Annotated in this window: 20 protein-coding genes; 6 read left to right on the top strand and 14 right to left on the bottom strand. The window is 45.4% G+C overall.

The features are described from left to right. Positions 1 to 5: 5 nt before the first annotated feature. From AC787_RS13075 to AC787_RS13100, 6 genes are all read right to left on the bottom strand, one after another. Positions 6 to 941: a carbohydrate ABC transporter permease gene (locus tag AC787_RS13075; protein ID WP_054027047.1), complete on the bottom strand. Its 936-nt coding sequence runs from the start codon at positions 939 to 941 to the stop codon at positions 6 to 8. A 47-nt stretch (positions 942 to 988) separates the two neighbouring features. After that, the gene (locus AC787_RS13080) at positions 989 to 3883 is read right to left on the bottom strand and encodes an extracellular solute-binding protein (RefSeq protein ID WP_235560972.1); all 2895 of its coding nucleotides are present in this window, start codon (positions 3881 to 3883) and stop codon (positions 989 to 991) included. A gap of 104 nt (positions 3884 to 3987) precedes the next feature. Then, entirely contained in the window at positions 3988 to 5406 is a 1419-nt protein-coding gene (locus tag AC787_RS13085) for an ABC transporter substrate-binding protein (RefSeq protein ID WP_054025187.1), read from the bottom strand. Positions 5407 to 5845: 439 nt separating this feature from the next. Next, a complete protein-coding gene (locus AC787_RS13090; protein ID WP_054025188.1) occupies positions 5846 to 6850 on the bottom strand; it encodes a LacI family DNA-binding transcriptional regulator in 1005 nt (334 codons plus the stop codon). A gap of 121 nt (positions 6851 to 6971) precedes the next feature. Beyond that, positions 6972 to 7778, bottom strand: a complete 807-nt coding sequence (locus tag AC787_RS13095; protein ID WP_054025189.1) for an aminoglycoside N(3)-acetyltransferase — start codon at positions 7776 to 7778, stop codon at positions 6972 to 6974. A 226-nt stretch (positions 7779 to 8004) separates the two neighbouring features. Next, positions 8005 to 8187, bottom strand: coding sequence for a hypothetical protein (locus AC787_RS13100; protein WP_054025190.1), 183 nt, complete (start codon positions 8185 to 8187; stop codon positions 8005 to 8007). Between the two features lie 211 nt (positions 8188 to 8398). Here AC787_RS13100 and AC787_RS13105 point away from each other — a divergent pair, with 211 nt between their 5' ends. The 4 genes from AC787_RS13105 (at position 8399) to AC787_RS13120 (ending at position 13289) form a co-directional block, all read left to right on the top strand. Further along, the gene (locus tag AC787_RS13105; RefSeq protein WP_054025191.1) at positions 8399 to 9355 is read left to right on the top strand and encodes a carbohydrate ABC transporter permease; all 957 of its coding nucleotides are present in this window, start codon (positions 8399 to 8401) and stop codon (positions 9353 to 9355) included. Further along, a complete protein-coding gene (locus AC787_RS13110) occupies positions 9352 to 10182 on the top strand; it encodes a carbohydrate ABC transporter permease (protein WP_054025192.1) in 831 nt (276 codons plus the stop codon). Before AC787_RS13105 ends, AC787_RS13110 begins: the two co-directional genes overlap by 4 nt. A gap of 82 nt (positions 10183 to 10264) precedes the next feature. Beyond that, positions 10265 to 11662 carry an ABC transporter substrate-binding protein gene (locus AC787_RS13115; RefSeq protein WP_054025193.1) on the top strand — a complete coding sequence of 466 codons (1398 nt, stop codon included), beginning with the start codon at positions 10265 to 10267 and terminating at the stop codon, positions 11660 to 11662. A 562-nt stretch (positions 11663 to 12224) separates the two neighbouring features. Next, positions 12225 to 13289 carry a ParB/RepB/Spo0J family partition protein gene (locus tag AC787_RS13120; RefSeq protein WP_054025194.1) on the top strand — a complete coding sequence of 355 codons (1065 nt, stop codon included), beginning with the start codon at positions 12225 to 12227 and terminating at the stop codon, positions 13287 to 13289. A gap of 296 nt (positions 13290 to 13585) precedes the next feature. Here the strand turns inward: AC787_RS13120 and AC787_RS13125 are convergent, their stop codons facing one another. The 8 genes from AC787_RS13125 to AC787_RS13160 all read right to left on the bottom strand — a co-directional run bounded on the left by AC787_RS13125 (position 13586) and on the right by AC787_RS13160 (position 23062). Further along, a complete protein-coding gene (locus tag AC787_RS13125; protein WP_054025195.1) occupies positions 13586 to 15736 on the bottom strand; it encodes an MMPL family transporter in 2151 nt (716 codons plus the stop codon). Between the two features lie 51 nt (positions 15737 to 15787). Further along, complete coding sequence (locus AC787_RS13130; protein ID WP_235560973.1) at positions 15788 to 16987, bottom strand: NAD(P)/FAD-dependent oxidoreductase; 1200 nt, start codon at positions 16985 to 16987, stop codon at positions 15788 to 15790. Then, positions 16935 to 17669, bottom strand: a complete 735-nt coding sequence (locus tag AC787_RS13135; protein WP_054025197.1) for a methyltransferase domain-containing protein — start codon at positions 17667 to 17669, stop codon at positions 16935 to 16937. Before AC787_RS13135 ends, AC787_RS13130 begins: the two co-directional genes overlap by 53 nt. Then, complete coding sequence (locus AC787_RS13140) at positions 17662 to 18816, bottom strand: type III polyketide synthase (protein ID WP_054027048.1); 1155 nt, start codon at positions 18814 to 18816, stop codon at positions 17662 to 17664. Before AC787_RS13140 ends, AC787_RS13135 begins: the two co-directional genes overlap by 8 nt. A gap of 266 nt (positions 18817 to 19082) precedes the next feature. Further along, entirely contained in the window at positions 19083 to 19643 is a 561-nt protein-coding gene (locus AC787_RS13145; protein ID WP_054025198.1) for a hypothetical protein, read from the bottom strand. Positions 19644 to 19687: 44 nt separating this feature from the next. Beyond that, the gene (locus tag AC787_RS13150) at positions 19688 to 20548 is read right to left on the bottom strand and encodes a metallophosphoesterase (RefSeq protein WP_054025199.1); all 861 of its coding nucleotides are present in this window, start codon (positions 20546 to 20548) and stop codon (positions 19688 to 19690) included. A 21-nt stretch (positions 20549 to 20569) separates the two neighbouring features. Then, positions 20570 to 21532, bottom strand: a complete 963-nt coding sequence (locus AC787_RS13155; protein WP_235560974.1) for an alpha/beta hydrolase — start codon at positions 21530 to 21532, stop codon at positions 20570 to 20572. A 24-nt stretch (positions 21533 to 21556) separates the two neighbouring features. Continuing rightward, entirely contained in the window at positions 21557 to 23062 is a 1506-nt protein-coding gene (locus tag AC787_RS13160) for a DUF4153 domain-containing protein (protein WP_054025200.1), read from the bottom strand. Between the two features lie 126 nt (positions 23063 to 23188). Between AC787_RS13160 and AC787_RS13165 the strand changes: the two genes are divergently transcribed. After that, positions 23189 to 24973, top strand: coding sequence for an ABC transporter substrate-binding protein (locus AC787_RS13165; protein ID WP_054025201.1), 1785 nt, complete (start codon positions 23189 to 23191; stop codon positions 24971 to 24973). A gap of 103 nt (positions 24974 to 25076) precedes the next feature. Beyond that, on the top strand, positions 25077 to 25625 hold the full coding sequence (gene thpR / locus AC787_RS13170) for an RNA 2',3'-cyclic phosphodiesterase (protein WP_054025202.1): 549 nt from the start codon (positions 25077 to 25079) through the stop codon (positions 25623 to 25625). Positions 25626 to 25755: the final 130 nt, after the last annotated feature.

Genomic DNA, 25755 nt, shown 5'->3' on the forward strand with positions numbered 1-25755 from the left:
AAATGCTACTCACCTACTTTCTTGAGCATCTTCTGGATGATTAGGTTTGACCCTAGCATAAGAACGAACAGAAACGTTGCAATCGCAGACGCATAGCCCATCTCGAAGCGGATCGTGCCATAATCGACCAAGTGCGTGACGATCGTGTGCGCCGAATATTGAACGCTTGGGAAACCAGCCAAATTCATGGCGACATCCGCCACGGCAAAAGAAGCTGTAATTTGAATAACAGCACCAAACATTAATTGCGGCCGCATCGATGGCAATGTAATGTACCATAATTCCTGCCAGCGATTGCGCACACCGTCAACGGCACCCGCTTCTAATAAGGTTCTGTCAATCGATTGAAGTCCGGCTATAAAGGCCAGGAAGCTTGTGCCAAGACTTAGCCATAGCTGAACAATAATTATGATAGTGAGTGTATATTTGGGATTTTGGAACCAAAGCACAGGTTCATTAATAAAGCCGAGCTTCATGAGAAAGCCGTTAACGATCCCGTATGAGTCCCCTGAAAACATAATCTGCCAAATGAAATACACATTGCCTGATATGGATGGTGCATAAAATACAAGCGTCATCAACGCTCGCATTTTCGGGCGCAGCTCATTGATCAGCCATGCAAATAAAAAACAGGCAATATAGCTGACAGGCCCGGTAATGACGGCAAATACAAACGTGTTTTTTAATGCAATGAGGAAGATATCATCCTCAAGCAGCAACCGCTCGTAGTTCCCCCAGCCCACCCATTTCGGAAACTCAAGCATATTAAAGCTAGTTAAACTAATCAGCATCGACATCGCTACCGGCAGCACCGTAAAAATAAAGAAGAGCAAAATGTAAGGCGCAATGAGCACGTAGAGATGCTTATCGCGTTTCAACTCTTCTTTTAACTGCTGAAGCTTGCCTGATCTCTTTGTTTTGCGAAGTGATATAACATCCACTTTTCCGGGAATTACTTCCGATTGCTGCAATGCGGTCACCCCTGATTCTATTTCATATCGATTTCATTTCTTTTGAGAGTGATTTCTCGATTAATCTCTTGAACATAGTCATAGAGTGCATCACGGGTATTGGTCCCATTATTAATGACCTCTCTGAAAGCATTATCCAGGTTTCGTCCGGTATAGTAGCCACCCGGCACTTCTGGAATACCTCTCACCCATTCCCATTGCTTTTCTAAATTCATATAGTCCTTTGTAGGCCAAGGCAGCTCTTTTAGCGCTTCGATATTCGCTGTCGGATACCGGGCAGCAGCACCCATTAAGCCTTCCATTTCCCGTCCGAAACGCACCTGCGTCTCCTTACTCGTCCACCACTTCATAAACTCCCAAGCCGCATCTTTATCTTTCGCTTGCTTAAGCATAAGAACCGCGGTACCACCGCTCGCGACCTCACGTGAAACCGTACCGTCTTCTTGTCTCATACCAGGGACAGGAGCAAAATCCCAAAGTCCTCTTATTTCCGGTGCAGAGACGGACAACGTATTGTAGAACGTATAATCCGCAATCCCCATAGGAGTTTCCCCCGTGCGGAAGCGACTCGACAAATCGAAGGTTAACGGGAACTTATAATTGGCGTAAAAATCCGTCCAGCGATCAAAAGCCTTCATCGCAATTTCCGAATCCAAATTACTCGCCGCTCCGTCATCCTTATAGAACGAGCCGTCCATTTGGTACAGAAGCATTGCAAACGCTTTGCTAGGTTCCATGCCCGATACCCCAGTCGTTTGCGCAATCGGCAACGTAAACTCCATATTTCTCTTTTGTAATATCGGGATTAACTCATAAACCTCATCCCATGTTTCCGGCACTTTAATGCCAAGCTGCTTGATAATATCCTTCCGGTAAAATAGCATTTCAAAAACTTGCTGTTCTGGAAGTCCATACACGGCATCCTGAAACCGATACGGGACGATCGAGCTTTCTCGGAATCGTTCCGCCACTTCGTCAAAATCGCTAAACTGAGACAGGTCAACAACCGCATTACGCATGCCGTAATTGACAGGTATATCATTAGCAATTTGCATAGCAACATCCGGCCCTTGCCCTGCCAGCGTCGCCTGCAGCAATACATTGGTATTTACTAATTTGAGATTCACGTTAATGCCCATCTGCTTTGTAAAAGAATCATCAGCCATTGCCTTTAACACCTGGGCTTGGTCACGTCCTGTGCCGATCCAAACCGTAACGGAACGTTGTTCTTCGTTCATGTTACCCACACTGTTATAATCCTCGAAGAACGAATTAAATAAAGTCATCAGCTCATGTCGTGACGTTTGAAAAAACGATGCCTTCGCTTTCGGCATTTTTTTCTCAGGTGAAGCGATAACCAAATAATCAATCTCCAGCGGCTGCTCTCTAACTTTTAAAATCCAAGCACCTAAGCTGCCGACGTTAATCTTGAGTGAATCCATACGTTTTTGAATCGTTTCCGGCCGCTCAGCCAAATCCTTTAATTGATAGGCCACCTTAGTCAAAATTGAGATTTGATCGCTTTTCTCTCCAGTTAGCTCCACCAGCTTTTCTGATATGCCGTATAGCTTTTCGCTTTGCTCCGTAAAAACATTGACCATATCCGGCAATCGCTGATCTAAATTGTAGTCTCGGAACGGATCTGGTACTGCGCTTGTTATCATCAGAATTTTGCGGTACATGGCATTTATTTCCAAAATGCTTGACTGCACCTCGCGTATGGATGATGCAAGCGGTCCCAAGCTGGCTTCGAGCTTCAGCTCATGTTTGCCTTTCGTTAAGTAATAGAGGTAAGGCTCTTCCCCATCTCCAAGCACGTTCATCTTCCATTCGCTCGAATAATAGAAAGGCACTTCTTTCATCTCTTGAAATGGAATCTCATCGTCAATCCATAATGTTCTCGTCGAATAAACGCCGCGCAAATACTCTTGTCTGCTCTTAAGGCCAATTTTGTAAAGTCCGTCCTTCGGCACCTCGAACTGCCATGTTATTGAGTCTCCCGGCATTCTCCAGTTATATCCGCCTATTGAATTGATTCGAACTTCAGAGATGGACTGCGGCTCGGTTATCGGGCTGGTACGATCCGTTATCGGATATAAAGTCGGCGATGATTTGAATTGAGCAGCCTCGCCTTGCACCTTAATGATCTCGCCGTTTGCCCTCTCAATGCCCTTCTCTCGGTAATCGCGCAGAAGCTCTTCGTAGGTTGGCAGTTGATCTATTTGAGAAATTTCAATCGTGTCGATAATAACCGGCTCTCTCAGTGACACGAGTGAAATCTTGTGATTACCTGCGGAAAAATAAAATGAATAAGGCTCCTCATAATATCCGTCTGAATCCTTAAGCGGCATCTCCTGCCATCTGCTTGCTTCCACCTGACGCGGCCTAACATCATTTCCGCGGTTATCCTTCTCGATTTGCTCCTTCTCGTTCTTCCATATACGGGGAAACAATAAACTGCCTGCGCCTGAAAATGGAACCTCACCGTCGATTAACAATTGCCTCTCAATGGATGAGACCTTGCCTTCAACCGTAAAATATCGAAGGGTGATATTGTATAAGCCGTCCTCCGGAATGGTTACATCCCATCCCATTTCTCCAGCATCCTCTGTAAGCACATAACTTCCTTGTTCGTCCCCAACCTCTGACAAAACTTTAGGCAACATGCCCTCCGCATGGGAATAAGAACTCCCCTTGATCACAATCTTTTGTTCTGGCCTATTCGCGTTCTCATATCGTTGCAAATAGCTGTCATAACTATTTTCCCTTGCACTGTCTATTAGCTTGTTATCACGGCCCGAATCGTTATCTTCCTCATTCCCATATGCGGGATTTGCCCAATTCGCAGACGATAGAGTAACCGTGCACAACAATACCAATGTGACCAAGATGCGCGAAACCTTTGATAACATCCATAACATCCTCCTCATCTGCTTAATCATTCGTTCCATAGATAAAGAAATCCCTATCCTTCTCGCTAAGAATAGGGATTGTTGGTTTTCGCAGAATGATTCGATTATTTCTGTTCGGATCCTTGCATCATTTTATCTACATTCGCCTGCAAAGCTGGCATTATTTTCGCAACACCTGAGGCCGGCGATACTTTGCCATTCGCAATATCTGTGCTTAACGGACCAAAATGATCATCAAAACCTAAACCGCCATAACGTCCAAATTTCAGCATTTTCAACGTATTCAAAGCAATATTGACAGAAGATTCATCAAGGAAATACGTTTCCGCCCATTCCTTATCGCTCTCTTCGATGTTATCCCACACCTGTAAATCTTCCCAAATCTTGTATACCGCTTTAGGATCTTTAACACCTTTAGGAATAAAATTCATATGCAGCTGTGCTAAACCGACCATAAAACCATTTGCCTTTGGTCCTTTAGGAAAATTAACGAATGAATATTCATCATTCATTTGGTTTTGCATCCGTGAGCCTGCTTCCCAAATACCGCCTGGATACATAGCAATTTTACCTTCGCGGAAATATTTGACCGGGTCCTCCCAGTCATTTCCTTCATTGCGCTTGACCACTTTATATTCGTTATACAGCTTATTCATCAAGTCCAAACCTTCAATAGCATTTGGTGAATCCAGATGGAATTTATGCGTTTCTTCGTCATAAGGCATTACATCGTTTGAATAAATCAAACCAAGACCGATAGCGCTCGGGGAACCTGCTACGCCCCACTGATCTATTTTGCCGTCGCCAGAATTATCAATCGTGAGTTTTTTGGCGTAATCAACGAATGTATCCCAGTTCCAAGTGCCATTTTCCTGTGCTTCTGTAGGTGTTACCAGCCCTGCTTCTTGGAAAATCCGTTTATTATAGAACATCCCTGTATTATCAAAGAGAGGGAATGATCGAACAAAACCATAAGCTTTGGGTTGTTGATAGCTTCCTGCATCAATAACCTCATCTGGAATTTTACTTTCCACTCTAACGTCCATGAAATCATCGAGTGGAGTAAAGTATCCACCAGCCAACAACCCAGAAATGAGTGGATCTGGGACCAGCACAACGTCTGCATAAGGTGCTCCAGCCATTACGGTCGAAGACAGCTTTTCTGCCGTTTGCCAATAGTCCTGCGATACATATTTAATTTTTACATTGTATTTTTCTTCTACTTCCTTTTGTCGTTTTAGAGCAATTTCGCCTTCAGGCGTATCACCTTTAGGGGTACCGTCCCACCATGCGGAGAATACGATCTCTCTGCCGCCTAGATCGAATTTTGTCTCTTCTGCAGACGGATTCTCTTCACTCGGCTTTTCCGTTTCTTCAGCTGCGGGTTTATTGTCATTGTTTACTGCAGCCTTATTGCTTTCGTTGGTAGCTGAAGGTTTAGAATTACTGCCAGCGCATGCAGCCAATACAAACATCATTGCAAAAACTAAAGAAATAACCGCTAATTGTTTCACCCGCTTCATAGAAATACACCCCTTATAATTAATAATCGTTCTTTAGATAGCGCTTACATTTTATAAAGAAATATAATTCCATTCACATTGAACCCACCCCCTATTCGCTCCCGTTTATGAAACGGTTAATTTCCATTATTTTTTCACTAAAAAATAATTTAGAAAATTATTGAAAACTGCGTTTTTGATTGATATTATGTAAGTAAATATTAACTACTCTTTTCTCGACTTGATGTTATCAAACCACCACGAAATTATCAACTATTTTTTTCCTAAATATAAAAATATGACCAATATCCTAGGCTTTTCGCATGAATTACCTCTTCCTGCCTATAGCCCCTCTTTTTTTTCACTTAATAAATTTCACTTAGACAACAAAAAAAGCAATGAACAAAAATGCTGTCCATTGCTTTAGATTCATTTATACGTTTTTGGTTTAACCAAAAACTTATGACAACTGTGTCCCGCAGCTATCACGAACGATGAGCTTGGATGGAACCGTTACCTGTACTGGAATTTCTCGGCCATTCATTTGATCGAGCAGCAGCTTAACTGCCATTCTCCCCATCATCTCTGATTGGATTTTTACAGTAGTTAGTGCGGGAGTCACATAAGCCGACATCGGAAAATCATCAAAGCCTACGACCGCCATCTTCTGAGGCACACGAATGCCTGCTTCTTGTAATGCCCTTAACGCCCCAATGGCCAAAGAATCATTAGCAAAGAAAAAGGCCGTCGGAAGATTGTCCTTTTCGATAATTTGTTTCATGGAGTTGTAACCTTCCGTCGTCGACCAATCACCAACATAGACATGCTTATGATCGTAAGTGCCATTTTCCTTCATAATACCTTCATAATAATGATGACGTTCATCTTTCCCATAAGACTTTCCGCCTACCATAATACCGATTTCTTTATGGCCCGCTTTTATTAAATGATCTAAAGCAAGCTTTGTGGCTCTTTCGAAATCGATGATAACGGAATCGAATTTATCAACATCCGGAGAGAAGTCAACGAATACGAGGTTATCTACCTGATTAACGATTGGAGCAATATTGTCAATGGAGCCTCCAATTACGATTGCTCCATCAACATGATTAATGACCAAATCAGGATTACCATACTGAGACAATCGCAGCACATTGGTAGTTGTTATCCCCGCAGCTATACATTCTTTTTCAATGCCTTCCCTTATCGAGCTAAAGTGGGAGTCTCCCTCTTCTTGCTGTTCAGTCAAAAAGATAACCGTGCCAATTCTAGCATCGCTGCCCGTGCTGATTGCATTTTTACCTTTACGCTCACGCGGAGTTTTATAGTTTAGCTCATCTGCAATCGATATAATTCGCTGACGCGTTTCCTCAGACACAGAAAAGGATTGATCTCGATTCAGCACTCGGGAAACGGTTACGCTGGATACATTTGCTTTTATTGCTATGTCTCGTATGGTAGCCAAGTTCATACCCCATCTTTTTATTAGTTAATTTTTACTTATAAATAAATAATATCAGTGTGTTAACATGATTGCAATTGGTTAAACATTTTCTGCTAGATTCTATACCAAACGTAACCGCCGGCTAGCGGCTTCTATTGGCTTCCATCCATTTTACCGCGTAATCAACTAACTCTTTCGCTGGCATGAGCAGCGCATCCGCATTACCGATCTTTCCTCTGCGAACATGATCCGTTTCTCTCTCAAAAGCCTCACCTAAATCATTAAAATCATCCGTATCAAAATCAATGTCACGCAAATCAACCCACTTCTTCTCTCCTGCTTCAAATATCGGTGCTTTATTGATCGTTTCTGCTTTACTTTCATACTGTGCTCGATACTCCGATAGATGGAGAGTAGTATTTTTATTATGACCGACGCCCAGCAAAAGCACCCAGCCTTCCAAGTCGTAAAGTCTCGCTAGCGGAGACTGTTCGCTCAAGCTATATTCCAAACTATGATTTGCAGTTATAAAATCCTTCTGGGAGCCCCAAGCAGCAAAAGATACCTGTGGATGATTGCTTCGAACGACGCCCTTCTGTTTTCTAAAGCATTCATTTATGACCCCCATATCTAGGCAAGGAATCAGATCTGTTTCAAAAGCGGGCATCGTATCCCTTATCGGCTGCCACCATGATTCCTTAACTGGTGGATACCGCCAGTTTTCCGGATCAGACAAATCGGGCGTATGCGTCGGCATCACAAGTGTACCTTCACTTCTAAGGCATGACTCTATTGCCAAAATCACAGCAATTGGCCCGCCGGACACAAAGCCGCCAAGCGCCTTCATGGAGGTATGCATCATAACCGTCATCCCTTGATGAATGCCTAGCTTAATCAAATCCGTTTTCAAAGTTTCCGATGTTAATAAATCCCCTTGTATTTCTTCCAATTGAACCCCTCCTTAATATGCTTTATCTTTAGAACTCTATTCTCGAAACCTACTTCCCCGTACGCTGTAGTTTTTACAATAGAGTTCGCTTCTGAGCGACTATTCTTATCCTACACTGCAGTTACTACAATAGAATAGTCTGCACACTCCCCTTTTGTAGCGATTATTCGAATTTCTGTTGTATTTTTACACTGCAGCTCCTACTCTTGACCCTAATGTGAGCTTTCTATTGCATAAAGTGCAGTGGAGCTGTCTTCGGACCCGGTTCATCGCGTTTCATCCATTCGGAAATATCGAATACTATCTTCTTCTCCTGCTCGTTCAAAACATCAATAAAACCAATCATCTGTTCATCACGATAATGACCGTATGGCTTACTGCTGCAACCAATACTCGTCATTTGTTTCATTATTCATCCACCTTTATAACTAATAACGAGCAACGCGGTTTAATTGTTCTGTATTGTTTCCTTTTCTTTTAGCTGCATGACTATTGTCAGAAATGGGCTAGGCACATCAACCTTATACGTGATCCACAATATATTATTAATTTCAAAACATTCCTCGAACATTCGAAACCTACACTAAATGGAGAACTTGGATGTGAAAGGATGGTAGGTAATGAATATGCAAGAAGGCAAGCTTACTCTAGCTGCTAAGCGTACACATAGCTCTCACGATGCTAGTCGATTACTGGCTAAAACGAATCGTTTGAAGGAGAACGCGCTTGGTTATTTGTTTTTAGCTCCCTCACTTGTGCTGTTTACCTTATTTTTATTTTATCCCCTGCTGAAATCCGTTTATTTAAGCTTCCAATTAACAGATCCCAGAGGAAGAGTAGCCGCCTATGTCGGTCTAGAAAACTATACGCAGCTGTTGTCATCAGAAATGTTCTGGAATAGTCTGACGGTAACGGGCCTATTCACATTATATACCGTGCCTGCAGGTATTGTACTTGGCATCGTTACAGCTGCGTTAACGCATATCAAGCTGCCAGCCATGCGTATTTTTCAATTTATGTTCGCAATGCCGCTTGCACTGTCAGTCAGTACTGCAGCGGTCATTTGGATGATCCTATTTCACCCCAGCCTCGGGATGCTGAATTATATACTATCAGAGTTCGGAATTGCCCCTATACAATGGCTTACCAATCCATCAACAGCATTATTATCGATATCCATGATGACAATCTGGATGCAATCGGGCTTCAACTACATCATCGTGCTGAGCGGTCTCCAGAGCATTCCGGAAGACATGATCGAAAGCGCAAAGATCGATGGAGCAGGCCCAATCCGCGCATTTTTACAAATCGTACTTCCACTGCTGTCACCTACTCTATTTTTCCTTGCTGTCATCTCTATCATCGGTTCCTTTCAATCCTTTGGACAAATTCATCTTCTAACAAAAGGGGGACCCGCCGGATCGACTGAGGTATTCGTATATTCCATTTATAAGGAAGCGTTCATTAATTACCAATTCGGTACAGGAAGCGCCTTGTCGTTAGTTCTATTCGCTGTCATTCTCGTATTGACGATTATCCAGTTTGTCTTTGTGGAGAAGAAGGTGTATTACCAATGATCGGATTAAAGCCATTCCTACGTCGCTCTAGTGTGTACCTTCTGCTTGCATTACTTTCAATTGCAATGCTGTTCCCATTGATTTATACATTTCTACAAGCACTGATGACACCCGAGCAGTCTCTTAAGTTCCCGCCAGACTTGTTTCCTGAGAGCCTTTATTTTGGCAGCATATCGGCAGTATTTGAGCTTATTCCAGTTGGAGCGTTCATAGCAAATAGCTTTCTTATAGCGACAATTATTATGGTTGGACAGGTTTTTATCGCAAGTATGGCTGCTTACGCCTTCGTGTATATTCGTTTTCCAGGCAAAAAATATTGGTTTTCCTTATTCCTCTCTACCATGATGATTCCGTGGGAAGTCACGATTATCCCGAATTATTTGACGGTAAAATCATGGGGATGGCTGGATTCCTATCAAGGCCTGACGATTCCTTTTCTCGCGTCTGCATTTGGTGTATTCCTCCTCCGGCAATACTTTTTGCAGCTGCCTCGTGAGCTTTTTGAAGCAGCAAAAATCGATGGCAGCGGGCATATCCGTCATTTCCTAGTTATCGTCCTGCCTCTATCTCGTCCAGCTATTGCTTCATTATCTGTCTATGTATTTCTGAATTCATGGAATATGTATCTATGGCCCTTGCTCATAACCAATAGCGATAAGATGCGAACGGTACAGATCGGCATTAGCATGCTGCAGTTCGAAGAAATGACAAGCTGGAACATTGTACTAGCTGGAGTAGCTATTGTGCTGCTGCCTTCCTTAATCCTGCTCATTGTTGGATTAAAGCAGCTCGTGCGAGGGATTACTGCTGGTGCTGTAAAAGGATAATGATTGAGGTGGCTCCGTCTTCATAGACGATTCCATAAATGTACTGTAAACAAAAAAAGTAGTAGAGAGGGAGAGAAAAAGAATGAAAGCAAGGTTTAGGTCTGGTTTGACGATTATGATGGCGGTAATGTTGTTTGTAATCACAGCCTGCGGGGGTGGCAATGACTCTGAAAACAAAGGCAATGCAGAGGCACCTGCTGCTACGAACTCAACTGAAGCTTCAACAACTCCTACCGAAACAGCAAAAGAACCCACTAAAGTGGTATGGTGGCACTCGATGGGTGGAGAACTTGGTAAAGCGGTAACCCAGCTCGTTACCGATTACAATGCTTCTCAGAAGGAAGTCATCGTTGAAGAAGTGTTTCAAGGAACCTATGACGAGAGCTTAAATAAAATGAAGGCATCGATGGATTCCAAATCTGGACCCTCTCTCATTCAAGTGTACGAGATTGGTTCTAGGTTCATGATCGACTCAAAAGCAACTACACCCGTTCAAACTTTTGTAGACGCGGAAAACTATGATCTTTCTCAGCTAGAAGAAAATATTACAAACTACTATACATTTGACGGCAAGCTTCACTCCATGCCATTCAATACATCAAATCCGATTTTGTACTATAACAAGGATATGTTTAAGGCAGCTGGACTTGATCCAGAGAAAGCGCCAGCAACTTTTGAAGCTGTGAAGGAAGCTGCTGCTAAGCTTACGCAAAATGGTCAGACAGGTGCTTCTTTTGCCATTTATGGCTGGTTCATTGAGCAATTGTTTGCAAACCAAGGCGTAGAATATTTGAACAATGGTAACGGACGTACCGCATCAGCTACACAATCTGAGCTTAGCAATGAGACAGGTGTCAAAACATTGACTTGGTGGAAGGATCTTGTTGACAGCAAGTCAGCACTTAACTTGGGACGCAAAACGGATGATACGAAAAAAGCTTTTGCTGCAGGCCAAATTGCTATGACTTTAGATTCTACCGCTTCGCTGCGCGGAATTGTAGATTCAGTAGCTGGCAAATTTGAAGTGGGAACAGGCTTCCTGCCTAAACCTGCCGATGCAAAAGATGGCGGTGTCGTTGTTGGCGGAGCAAGCTTATGGATTCTGAATAACAAGCCGGAAGCAGAACAGAAAGCAGCATGGGATTTCATCAAGTTTTTAGCAAAGCCAGAAACACAGGCCTATTGGCACATCAACACAGGTTACTTCCCAATTACAAAAAAAGCTTATGATGAAAAAATCGTAGCTGATAATCTAGCAAAATATCCACAGTTCCAAACGGCAATCGATCAACTGCATGCTTCTATACCATCCACTGCTTCGCAAGGTGCAGTGATGGGCGTATTCCCTGAAGCGCGCCAACTCGTTGAAACGGCGATCGAAGAAGCATTAACAGGCGTAAAAGAACCGCAAAAGGCACTCGATGACGCTGCTAAAGCGATCACCGAAAAGATAACAAATTATAATAAGACAGTGAAATAATTAGTGAGCAAAAGCCAAGCCCCGTTCAAGGGGTTTGGCTTTTTTGGTCTATTCTCACTCTCCATACGTTGGAACCCTCTGCCGAACTAGTGTCGCTATTCAGTGCCATCTGCTATAATTAAACAGAACACTTGTTTGTCCAACGATGAAATGGTTAGGAAATGACCGGGTGACAGCACCGCAGAATACTAGAGCTCCGAATGAACTTTTACAAGAGAAAATGCCTTTGAACAGACGGACACTAGTTGCATTATGTTTCTCCTTCGCCATTTTTGTTGAGCTAACGGACATTGAGGCCCTAATTGAGCTTCAATTGTCTGGATTAAGCTCAAATTTGTTCATTTAACGGATTATATGTCCGTTAGAACCCCGTAATGAGTCTTGTCTCTGAGGAAGCAGCATAATTTCATTAAAAATTTTATATAACAACCATTCATAACAAAAGACCCGATATAATAGAGGAAGCCACCATCATAATCGGATGCTCAATACTTTTACATAACAGACGACCTAAGAACAAAAGACTATGCACTCTAGTAAACAAAAAATTAAGGAGAAATATATGGATATCATTGAAATTGTTACTGATTTAATTGATGAGGATACCGATCAGCCTAGGTATCAGTTTGACGAAGAAGCTTTGCAAGAATTGATGAGAAGCATCGAAGAAATCGGCCTGCTCTCACCGATTAAAGTGAGAACGACGAGCAACGGACGCTACAAGATCATTTATGGAAACCGTCGCTACAAAGCAAGCAAAATGCTTGGTCGGCCAACGATTCCATGTATCGTCTCGACCGTAACGGATGAGATGGAAATTTATTTGGAGCAAATAGCAGAAAATTTGACACGTGAAGGTTTCTCTCCGATCGAAGAGGCGGAGGCGTTCAATAAGCTGCTGAATGATTCAAAGTTCAAGAGCTCAACCAAATTTTTGTCCGGTAAGCTGGGCAAGCCCGAATCCTATATTAAAAACAAATGCGAGCTGCTAAAGTTCGGCAATGCGGTGAAGAAGCTGATCGTTGGCGGTACCGAGATTAGGAAGGATAAGCTGACCGAGGATCAACTGCTCCCTCTGAAGGATTTGCCTATCGAGCATCGCGACCCGCTAGCGCTGATTGCAGCAAGGGATGAGTTGCCGGTAAGCGACGTGAAGAAAATAGCCAAGCTGTTTAAAGACAAGACCATTTCTGACAGCACCAAGGACAAGCTCCTCTTCAAATCAGGCAGCGGACTTATCGAAACCTGGTCGACTCATGAGCAGAACAAAGCGGAGCGCGCCAAACCTGCACCTGCTGCCGAGCCCAAACCAGTTGCTCCAAAAGTAGAGAAGCAAGCAAAGCAAGAGCAAGCTGAGTCTGAACCAGCTTCAAAGGTTAGCCAGCTACCAGCTGCAGCTGCTTCGATTGAGCTTGCTCTTCATGAGCTCTCAGCTGCCCTTCCAGCTCACATCGCCTTGTCTTCTGATACGCTTCAATCCGTTGAAGCCATTAGAGCGAGCGGGCAAGTTGATTTTATTCAAGGGGTAAACACGCTGATTGACCAATTAGAGAAACATTTGACGGAATGGAAAACAGTCCGCGAGCTTGCAAGCGCCAAGCTGCAAACTGTCGCCACGGCGGAATAAACAACTGCAATGCAAAGAACCAGACAAACACTGCAATCGTGTTCGTCTGGTTTTTTTTCGTTACCAATCTTTCATCAGCTTTGCAATCTGTTTAGATTGCTCATCCTTCTGTAACTCCAATGCGTCGATAACTCGTTCTTGTCTTTCTTTGGAATGATTTTGACTCAGCTTCCACTTGCCTTCTATTTTTGAAATATGAATTTTGAATCAACAATGCCTTTGGCTAAATTGGAAATAAATGCAGGGTCAACTTGGCTCATGCTCCAAGGATAGCCTCATCTTACATGTGATATTTATTACTTCAACCAGCTCGGCGCCCACCAGTTCCATTTTCCAAGCATCATCATCAAGGAAGGTACCAGCACCATTCTTACGATTGTGGCATCAACAAATATTGCCGTCGCGATGCCGATGCCCAGCTGCTTTACTCCAACTACTTCGCCTAAAGCAAAGGGAGCGGTGACAGCTATCATAATAGCTGCAGCCGCGGTAATCACATGACTGACAGAGGACAGACCCTTCCGTACAGCCTCTTCGTTGCTGCGTGTCCTATGAAATTCCTCGCTGATGCGCGAGATGAGGAAAACGCCGTAATCCATACTAATACCGAATACTAGTCCAAAAATAAACACCGGTATCATAATTGCGATGCTGCTCGGCTCTATCCCCAATCGGCCATCCATGAAGATCCATGCCAGAATACCAAAAGAGGCGCCTATGCTCAGAAGATTGAGGAGAATGGTTTTGAGCGCAATGAGGACGGAACGAAAGGCAACAAAAAGCACGATGAAATTCGAAATAAATAGAAAGAGAAGTACATAACCTAAGCTGCCAAAAATATGATCGAATACTTCCTGCTCATACTTGGCCTCTCCGCCAAACGCGATAGCTATCTTCGATGATTCTCCTCTCCGCCCCCACTCCTTTAACCAATTCATCGTCTCGCGAGAGGAAGGTTCGCCTGCTATCGTAACTTGCAGCAGCATGTGATTATTTTTCAGGAATGGCTGAAGTGCCGGTTCGAATTTCTTCTTCTGCAGCGGCCGCTGCATGATTGCCAGCAGATGCTCGGGAGACATATTGAGCTTAGAGAACACCGAGTCTACCCTTAAAACGCTCGGATCACTCTCCAACCGCTTCGTTAATTCATACGCATTCATCCAATCTGCTTGTTTCAGAAACATAGCAGCACCCTCTACAATGACCCATACCTTTGATGTGGATGGCAGCTCAAAAACAGCTTCATAAGCCTCAGCAGCAACACGGGATTCGTAACTCATAGGCAATGAAGACTCATCTGGAACGGCAGTCTTCATCCTACTCAGAGGCAATAAGCATAGGATAAGTAAGCCCCCTGCAAGCACCCCCATTACAACTGGCTTTTTCATCACAAAACGGGCAAGTCCATCCCAAACGGATGAACGACTGTTGCCAATCGTACGTGCTCTTTTCGTTTGCAATGCTGGCAAGCAGATCGCAAGAAGAGCAGGCAGCAGCGTAAACGCGAGCAGCAGCGATACGGCCACTACTGTCATCGCTCCAAGCGCAATGGATGAGAACATCGGCAGCGGAATCCAGACGAAGCTCAGTAATCCCAAGAAGACACAAGCTGCCGATACAAAAACAGCTCTGCCGGCTGTCTTCATCGTTGCAGAAAGCGCCTTATAAGGCAGCTTGTGCGCTCCCAGTTCCTCGCAAAACCGACTAACGAGCATAAGCGCAAAATCGATGCTCAGAGCGAGCCCCACCATGGGAATAACATTTAAAACAAAATTGGACAGCGGCAATTTTGTGCCAATCCCATACATGATCCCCATAGCAATCGTCACTCCCGTTATGCCAATAACGATGGGAAGCAACGCAATAATGATTTTACGGAAAACGAGCCACAAAATAAGAAAGGCAAGCGGTATGCCGATGAGCTCCGCTGTTGCCAAATCCACATGACTAGCTTCATTCACATCACGTTGAATGACTGATTTGCCCGTCACCTTTATCGAAATTCCGCTATAAGTAGGCAATAGCTGATTTAACTGCTTCAGCGTATCCTCCATCCGATAGGGAGGCGAGTTGAATGAAAGAAGCGCATAACCATAATTCCCACTGAGCAGCTCCTGCCGCTCAAGCGGTGAGACGATGTTTTTTAAATCATCAAGCCCTCTCACCTGCTGAAGCGTTAGATCAATAAAGGAGCGAAAGCGCGAATGCGATAAGTTGTCAGTTTTCTCGAACAGCAGCATGACCGGTGCTTCTGACAGATTGAAATCGGAGGCTAGCACCTGCTGCACCCGTGCATAACTTCCATTTTGCGGATACAAGCCATGGTCTTGTACAACGGAATCGAGCCTAAAAGCATGAGCGCCAATAAAGATAAGTACAACCGTCCATAAGAAGATGCACACTCGCGGAAAGCGGAAGGAAAGGAGCGCTAGGCCGTGCATGCCCATGAATATGCACCTCCCGAAGTAAGTCGAATCTGTACTTTTGCTTATTTCCCTTTACATTTGGAATGGCTTTAGCCTAGTCGCTTTTAAAAGCCCCTGTGCTACTGGAGGCGCTAATCGCGCGGCATTCGGCAGCCAACTGGATACGGTCGGCATATGAAATAACCATTGCAGGAAGCTTCCCCAACGCAGCGGTCCTGCGAATTCACGCTTGATCGACCTCGTATACGCATGCTCCCAGCCAGTCATGGAAAGATTCCCTTTTAAGTAGCGGTCTGCAAGCGGAGCGCAAAGAGCCGCCGATCGCAATGCCATGGACATCCCATCTCCGCAAAGAGGAGGAATCATCGCACCTGCATCGCCTAAAAGCGGAAGCTGATCCCATGCGAGCGGCGTATGGTTCAAATGGACCGGCGCAACAGCTGCCTGCGATCCATGTACAGGCTCCGCCAACGCCAGCTTCCCGTTCAACCTTGGATTTCGCCTTGCAGCAGCGTTCATGATCGTCAGTATTGTTTTTCCTGCGTTTGCAAAAGCATCACGCGCTAGCAGCGCCGAAGCATTAACAAGCCCGCCTTCAATCGGGCATAATCCTAAGTAACCGCCGCGAAAAAAATAAAGCTCAACGACCGGCTCCATAGCAATACCGCGAAAATGAGATTTTACACCCATGTACGAGGGCTTGGCCGAATGGGGGGGACGATAGCCCGGCAACCCAGCATACTTATTTGCTCCCCAAGCCGCGATGACAGACCTAGCCTCGATGGAGCTAATTTCACCGTTTTGCTTCGTCTCAATGGAATAACCAAGACCCTTAGGCCGCACAGTCGTCACCGTAGTTCCTGTTTGCAGCCTAACGCCCGATTGCTGCGCTGCTAGATGGAGCGCCGTATCCAGGGAATAACGACTGAGACCCCATGCCGCATTCGGAAGTGGAATATTCACCTCAGCACCATTTTCAAAAATCAACCTTATTCGCTCAATCATGCTTGGTCCTAGTGACTTAACGGACTCGCTTATACCAAGCGCTTGCAGTGTGCCCTGCGCTTCTGGTGAGAGAAACTCTCCGCACACTTTATGACGCGGAAATGATTGACGATCGAGCAGAAGCGTCTCCCATCCCTTATCAGCTAGCGCTTTGGCTAAGCTGCTCCCAGCTATGCCTGCTCCGAGCACGGCTGCATCCAGTATCCGCGTCATATTACTCAGCTCCGTCAAATGAACGATTTGGTGACTTGCCAATGACGACAGCATATCGGAACAATGGCCTCCAGCTGTAGCGGATAGCACTATCACTGAGTTTTTGCCCCAGACGCTTCCAATCTTTCGAGCGAAAGCCTTTGGCCACCGACAATGGACCGTCATGCAAAATAAATCGATTGGACGAAATAATCCGAGTCGTCAGCCACACCGCAGCCCATGCAATCCAGTGTCGATGGATGTCATTGATGACGACGCCAAGCCTCGATGCCTTCAGCATACGCGCGACAGCATCCGGCAGCTCCTCCTCAGAAAAATGATGCAAAAACTGCGTTCCGGTCACGATATCTGCACAGCCGTCCGCCAAAGCAAACAAATCGCCTTGCTTAACCTGGACTCTAGACTCCTTCTGAAAAACAAGCCTCGCTTCCTCGCAAGCCTCATGCGTTATATCAACAAGCTGGATTTTCATTGAAATACCATGAACATCCGCCCATTTTAGCAGTCGCCGATTCACATCACCTGAGCCCGCTCCAATATCTAGAATGGTCAGGCTTCTCGGCTTATTCGCTTGCACCCATAGTCGTTCAACGCCATAAAGCGTAGGTGCAGCTGCAACGAAAATACGATTCAGCTGACGAAGCTGACGCAAAGCCTCATGCAGCTCAGCTCCTCCAATTGAAAAATCATCCATAAGCTCAGCAGCCACAGCCCGATCACGCATGCTTCTAGACATATGCCCCGTCTGCCATTTGCTCCTGATCACCCGTAAGCACAGCGGGAACATAGGTAATCTTAATCATCTCGGCCGTTAAGCCTGGCCCGAATGCTAGTGCAATGCCGCCGATCGGCTCCGAATCTGTTTCTTGAAGATGCGATTTCATCGCGTTCAGCACAAACAGAATCGTTGCGGAGGAGACATTGCCATAATCGCGCAGCACGCCAAGACTATGCGAAGTTTGCTCATCTGTGAGCTCGAACTTATTTTGCAAAGTATCGATAATCCCCTTGCCCCCCGGATGGATCGCCCATAGATCCATCGCATCATCACCGCATAATCGCTTTACTTCCGCTGGAATGAACTCCCCGATCAGCTTTGGAATATGCGGGGAGAGGTACAGGTCAAAGCCGTGGTTGCCTACTTCCCACACCATTTCCTCAGCGCATTCAGGCAGCAGAACCGAGCGTTCTTCGCCTAGCTCAAATATAGGCTTGTGATGAGGCTTGGCCGCTCCAATTACACAGGCAGAGGCTCCATCCCCAAAAAATGAAGCGGCGAATAACGATTCTTTATCGCCTGATGGCTGAATATGCAATGTGCACAGCTCTACGCATACAACAAGTACATTCGCATTACTGTCATTAGATACAATTTGGCGCGACAGACCAATGGCCTTAAGCCCTGCAGCGCAGCCAAGAAAATTAAGCGGAATACGAGTTATCGTAGGGGCTAATCCTAATTGATGCACAAGAGCTGCGTCCATACCGGGTAGAAACTGGCCTGTACAGCTGACCGTAATGAGATGCGTAACCGCAGCCACGTCGACCTCCCCATCCGCCAAAGCTTGTCTCGCTGCATGCAGCCCGAGCGGCACCGACTCCCGCTTATAAATACCCATACGTTCCGCCGTCGAAGGGGCGGTCTCAGGTGAAGCGCTCGGCAAGTAGCGGCACTCGGCTGCTTCCGCTAGCAGGTTCGGTTCACAGGTATAGCGGCTTTGCACACCGCATTGCTTAAAGATCCTTCTCCCCCAGCGGGCTGAATCTGGCTTATCGCTTAACGCATCGACTAACCTCCGCGCTGTATCTGCTTGATCGACAAGGTAAGGCGGAACCGCCGTGCCAATCCCTAATATCGCAATACTCGATTGTGAATGCTTCATATTGTAAATTCCCATCCTCTCCAAACAAGCATAGTCGGACAAGTTTTCTGCTTTTAACAAGTCTATTCAACGCTTCTCCTCGATATGCAAATGAATATTACAAGGTTTTCCAGCCATTTGTAATAAACTTGAAATATAATATTCATCTCGTTTTAATGAAAGCCTACTATAATGAAAACAACCCCCTTTTGTAATATATATATTGAAGACCCACAGCACCGAATGCTGTGGGTCTCTTTTTGTCTTCTATCTGAAAATACAGGGCTCTACTCTAACTCTGATTTTATTTTTATTATTTTCGTCCAGCTTTTATCTAACCCAAAGCCCTTTTCCCCTCGATGCACATAAGTCAAATACATGTTATCCATGGCTGTGAAGTTTTCCACTTCTCTAAAATACAATCTCATTCTATACACGCCCGCCTCTGCTGGACTATAAAATCCAATGAAGGAGGATTTATCCTTTTCGTATAGGAGCTGCTTTTCTCTAAACGCCTGTTCAACCAGAACTTCATCACCGTTTGAGGTTCCAATACTGCCTGGCACATAATAACCATCTTCCTCTTTATTATCGAAGGACATGCCTTCTAAACCTTCAAGATATGGATAGATAAGATGTTGACTAGCTTTCTTCTTATGAACAGTTACCTCTAGCATATAGTCATCATGTTTCATTTGTTTATTCTTGTTTGGTTTCAATACAGCTTCTATTTCAATATCCTCTGGTAAAGCAGCCTTTTTCTTCTCATTAAAATACAAATAAGATGATGCTATAAGTACGATAAGTACGAATACTACTACATAAATGGCAAGAAGTTTTCTTCTCAATTAAATGTCCTCCCATCTATAGTAATACTAACGCTCTGACTGTACTACTGACGTGTAAGCTCAACAAGCACAACCTCTGGACGATTAAACAGCCTTTGCGGAATGATGCTGTTGCCCAGTCCTCGACTGACAATCATCGTTGTTCCGCCTTCCACATATTTGCCTCCGTCATACTTTGGCAAAAAACCTTGCCCTGGTGCAACTAGTCCACCCAAAAAAGGCAATCTCACCTGTCCGCCATGAGCATGGCCGGAGAAGGTCAAATCAATTTTATTTTGAGTGTATACCGAAAAAAGCTCCGGGCGATGAGATAAAAGGATAGTAAGCGTGTCGGAGCTATTCCCTTGTTCGGTTGCTTGCATAGCCGCCGCAATATGTTCATTCAGCTTCGCGACGTCCCCGTCTGCCTGTTGATTAAAAACCGGATCATCCACGCCAGCGATTCGAATCTCGCCATTACCCAGCTTTATCATCTCGCTTTTGTTGCGCATCACATGAACGCCTAGTTCTTTCAGCCCCTTCACTAATGCAGGAAACCTCGAACCATATTCATGATTTCCAGTAACATAGTAGACGGGAGCAAGCTCAGTCATCTTGCGCATCAAGGTGAGACTAATATCCGCATTGTATCTTCTACTATCAACCAAGTCGCCTGTCATCACAATGAGATCCGGCTTCAGTTTTTTCACCTTGCTCGTAATTGTGCTCTGCTCCTTGCCGAAGGACTTGCTGTGAAGATCCGTTAAATGAACGATACGATAAGAGTCGACTCCCTCGGGAAGCTTGGCCGAGCTAAGCTCATATTTCGTTATTCCGATAGCATTGTTCTCATAATAAAGAAAAGCAACCACTATAAGAATGGCTAACGGTATCATCCACAACAAACGTTTTTTGGTTATGCGCATAAATACAAAACTCCTTACTTATTATCGATGACTGGACGAATCTATTTTATCTAATAGACTATTAACGGCATGAATAACAGCATCCGGCCTATGAATATGAATAGAATGCCAGCTATCTTCGACTATAATCTGATTCGTGCGGTTGGTCAAATATGCCAGCTTCCGCTGACCCTGCTGCCATTCCTCATTCTGCTTGCCTGCACTCAATACGATGACAGGCAGATCCTGTTTAAGCGGCTGGGCAGCTTTTAATTGCAGGCCGCTTTCTGTCGTGCTAAGCAGCTCGGCATATACAGCCCTATAAGCACTCGCTTTATAGCCTAATGCACGTACAGATGCCAGCCACTGCTCTGGCAAACGCTTGGAGCCGATATGCTGCTTCATCAACCTTGGTATGCCAAGCGGCGCTAACATATAGCCAAGTCTATATTGGGAACGGTGGCTAGACAGTTGTTTTTGCCGACCAGCGGTTGTTTGCTCAGGCAGATAACGGCTCTCGTGCGTGGCATCAACAAGCACAAGGCCGCATACTTCCTCAGGAAATCGAGAGGCAAACAGCCTCATAATCATCCCGCCATAAGAATGGCCAACTAGCAAATAAGGCGGAGCTGCACCAAGCGTTCTGAGCAGCGACCGTAAATCATCAACATAAGCGCTGCAAGTAGGCAGGTCGAGCACTGCCTCACTCCAGCCAAACCCTGCGCGGTCATAAGCGATCACATTCGCTTTCTCCGAAAGCGCCGGAGCAACGAGCGCCCAGTCTAGAGAGCACCCGCCCATTCCAGCTTCTAATATAATCGTCGGAGAACCGTGACCTGTGACGGTTACATGCAGCTTGCGTGAGCCAATGTCGGCGTGCCAGCCTGTTGGTTTATGCTTCTTCTGCTCATAAACCGTAACTAAGTACTGTGCGATCAACAGCGGAAATAAGGCAAGTGAGAGTATCAGTCGAATACTACGATCAAAAAGGGATATTTTCATCATATAAACGACCCTCTCTTTCTCCAATTATTTAGCCCGTTGCTTCGATAAATTCCAAGACTGCCACTTGTTATGCTTATGAGCCTTATCCTGAAGTCTATCAATTATTTCGTTTAGCCCCTTCAACTGCGGATGCTTCGCTTGCATCTTCAGCAGCGCCGGCGCCGCATCTGTGGATAGCGTACCGAGATAAGCAATGTCAATCTTTCCTGTGCGTTCGTATCGATCACCATTGTTCGCAGCAATGCGTGCATCCAGATTGACATAGTTCATCACAACGAATGCAATAATGGACACATATATATAGGCCTTGCCCATTGAGAAATGCTCTTTCCATATCCGGAACATCGCAATGGCGAGCAGAATACCTAGATACAGCATAAACCCATGGACTAATAATCTTGTCTGCGTGAAGCCGTAAGCCTCCTCATATAAGGAGAGTCTACTGTAAGCTGAAATAAGCATAATGATCGTACAGCCTATCAGGACGGTAAGCGACAGCTTGCGAATCCACTCCGCTGCTGCACTTGTGCGCCGAATGAGATGCAAGCCACACATAAGCAAGCAAACGTTAATGAGCGCAACCATAATTAATTCCGCAAATCCTCTACGTGCGTATTCGGCATACGCCGCTCCCTCTGGCAGCAGCCCGTTCGCTGCTCCGAATAAATAGGAGAACTGAATGACGACAAACAGTACATAAACGAGGTTGATGCTAATCAGCAGCGTCCCAGCTGTTATAGGATCAACTTCGATACGTCCGTTTGGCTGAGCCGCAGCATTTGGTGTAGCTGTGAGTGAGTCGTTTGTTGTATCCGTTGCTTTATGAAAGAGCAAGCCCCATATGTAGCAAAAAGCATAAAAGGCGAAAATGGCTGCTACGATTATGCGCCAGATGCTCTCACCTAAAGAGAAACGATCCATGACGCCCGGAATTTCAAGCAGCCAAGATAGGAAAATTTCATCCGCTGACGCAAGCAACGAAATAACGACAATAAGGATTGGTGCGGAGAGGAGCAGACCTAACGATATTTTGCCAAGCTTGCTTCTCGCCGAGTTCGCACCTTTCTCTCTCCCCCTCAAGCGATCATTAACCAGATTAAACGGTACGCCTATAAACGCAAACGGCTTTATTAATGCCAGAAATAAAAGCTCTGTATAAAAAATGCCTCGGTACCAAGGCTTCACACTGCTGCTCGTCATAAGCACAGTCTGAGAAATGATCAAAGCAAACAACGCGAACATATTCAGCTGACGGAACAGATGATTATCATATAGCGCATAAGTTAGCATTAGTAAAAAGATTGGAATGAGCAGCAGCCAGCCCGATCGTGCTTGCCCCCGCCATTTCTCAAAGCCGCCCATTCTCCCCTTTATGGAATAAAAAAACAAGCCATAAAAGCTAGAGATGAACACGATAACCGAAATGCCTGCAGTTGCTCCCACGAACAAATATTGACTGACTAGACCGAACAAAAGGGCAAGGATTAGCATTTTTTCATACCTTTTTTGCCATGGCGCCGGATCTCTCATTTACATTCACTCCATCTTTGTACTCGATTTGTCAATTTACTCCTTTTATTGTAACCTAGAAAACAAGAACAAAAAGTGTAAGTTATAATTGGAAAATTTCATATTTTCGAGATAGGAGCATTTTGCATGAAAATTCGAAGGCATTATATCGCGCTTAGGCGCTCATATCCGAGTATTCAAGAGAATATTCCCTTTGAGGTTACTACACAGGAGCTTGCAAATTTGCTCGATTGCACACATCGGAATATGGTACTTTTATTGAAGCGAATGCAGCAAGAGGAGTGGCTGGTGTGGGAGCCAAAGAGGGGACGAGGCAATCGTTCAGCGCTCTCCTTCCTCGTCAGCAAGGAACAAGTCGCACTGGAGGAAGCGCAAGAAATGATGCAAAAGCAAGATTTGCATTCTGCGCTTGAGCTTCTTCAGCAAATCGAAGAAGCACCTTTGCTGCGCGATCAATTTCAGGAATGGCTCTCAGGTCAATTCGGATTTCATTCAGAGGTGCAGGGCAAGCGGCGTACTGATATTTTGCGCTTCCCGCTTCCGCAGACCATCTATTCACTAGATCCGGCAGCCATTCATTATACGGGCGAGTCTCATCTCGTTAATCAAATATTTGACGGGCTCGTTCGCATCGATCCGAAGGGAGAGCAGATTTTGCCGCAGCTTGCACATGCATGGGAGGTAGATGACTCGCGTACGCGCTGGACTTTTTATTTGCGCAAGGGCGTTCTGTTTCATCATGGTCGGGAGCTGGATTCATCTGACGTCAAATACTCACTGGAACGGCTTAAAAGACTGGCTCCGCAAGGGCTGTACAGCTGGGTCTACACCAATATTATCTCAATGGACACGCCGGACGACACGACCATACGCATTCAATTATCCGAGCGCAACGAAGCTTTTCTCGCCTTTTTGACGACTAATCGGGCTTCTATCGTGCCGCAAGATGCATGTTCGGCAGCTGGTGAGCAATTCGGCATAAAGCCGATCGGCACAGGACCGTTTCGATTCACTGGAAATGACCAAGGCGTCTGGATATTGGAAGCTTTCGCCGCGTATTTTCAAGGGAGAGCTTTCCTCGATCGCGTAGAAGTGTGGACTGTTGCCGAGGAGGCAACACGCGAAAACCATGCAGAGCTGCAATCGTTCCAGATCATGCACAACGCGAGACTAACCGATATGGCAGCTGAACGATGGCAGCAGGTCAGACAGTCCGGCATGACCTGTAAATTCATCACGGTTAATGAACAGAAGCATGGCTTGCTTGCAAACCCTGCTATTCGTGCGGCAATTGACCTTGCTATCGAGCGAACAGAGCTTTTGCAGCTGCTGTCTGGCGATGTTATCGAGGGAGTTAACAGCTTCTGGCTGAACCAGAATGATCATTCGCAGCATGCAGCTCCCATTGATTGGAGCGTAATCAAGCGAGAACTTGCCAATTCCGGCTATCAAGGCGAATCACTGGTGCTAGCCACGATTCCGCAGTATGCAGCCGATGCCGAGATCATTCAGCAGGTATGTGCAAAATCAGGCATTCCGCTGCAAATTAATCTCATCCCTGCCGAGCAATTTAAAGGATCAGCACGGATGTCCGCCGATCTACTGCTTTTCGCTGTTATGCTGGACGAGCATCGCGAGCTTAGACTGATCGATTTGTACAAAAGCATGCAGCAGCATGCGCTTCCCGAGGTTCATGATATGCTGGAGCGCAGCATCCAGTTGATATTGGGTGAGCCGGACCCGTCACGTCGAGAAGCCATATTCATGGATATTGAGGCTCATCTCAAAGAAAGGCACAGCCTGTTTTTCCTATACCGAAAACATTTGAAAACCGCATTCCATCCTTCCGTGCGAGGCATAGCTTTGGAATCGCTAGGCTGGGTACGCTTCCGCGATATTTGGTTTACTTAAGCAAACAAGCTGAAATCTGAACTAGCAAAGAAGCCGAACCAAACTTGCAGCATGAATGGTTCGACTACTATGGCTGCATACTGTGAATAGGAGGGAAAATAAGATGCGCTTGTTCGTTGCAATACCAATATCACAATCTGTTTCCAAGGAGCTTGAAAGCTGGGCCGCTGATCACAAAACCGGGCTGCCTTTCCGTAAATGGACACATCCAAGTGATTACCATATTACGCTTCAGTTTCTAGGCGACACATCCGCTATCCAGCGCGAAGAGCTAGTAACTGCTCTAAAAAAAGTGAAGGCAAATGTGAATTCATTGACTTGGAGCGGAATCGGAACGTTTGGCCCGCCCGCTGCTCCACGCGTTCTTTGGGGCGCTGTTAGCGGAGACCTAGAGGGACTGTCTGCTCTTCACAAAGAGGTTGTTAAGGCAACGAGTTCAGTTGGTTTCGTTCCAGAAGATCGTCCCTACTCGCCGCATATTACTCTTGCCAAAGGTTTCGCTGGCGCTAACAAAATGCCAATTGAAGCTGCGACGTCTATCGCCTCATCGTTCAGCTTTGAAATCGATCAGTTTGTGCTCATGCTTACCCATATGAACGAGTCCCCTATGTATGAGGTCATTGATTGCTTTCCGTTAATCAAGCATGAATGAGGCCAAATTGTTGTCGAAATGAAAATGATCAAGCGGAGCGGCTATACAACTTTCCGGCGTGCGCAGCGTCCAGCCGCTCTATTTTGCGCAAACCTACTCGTAAATCCCTTCAAGCTCCAACATACTCCGG

It is taken from the genome of Bacillus sp. FJAT-28004 (assembly GCF_001280845.1).
Classification (GTDB): Bacteria; Bacillota; Bacilli; order Paenibacillales; family Paenibacillaceae; genus Pristimantibacillus.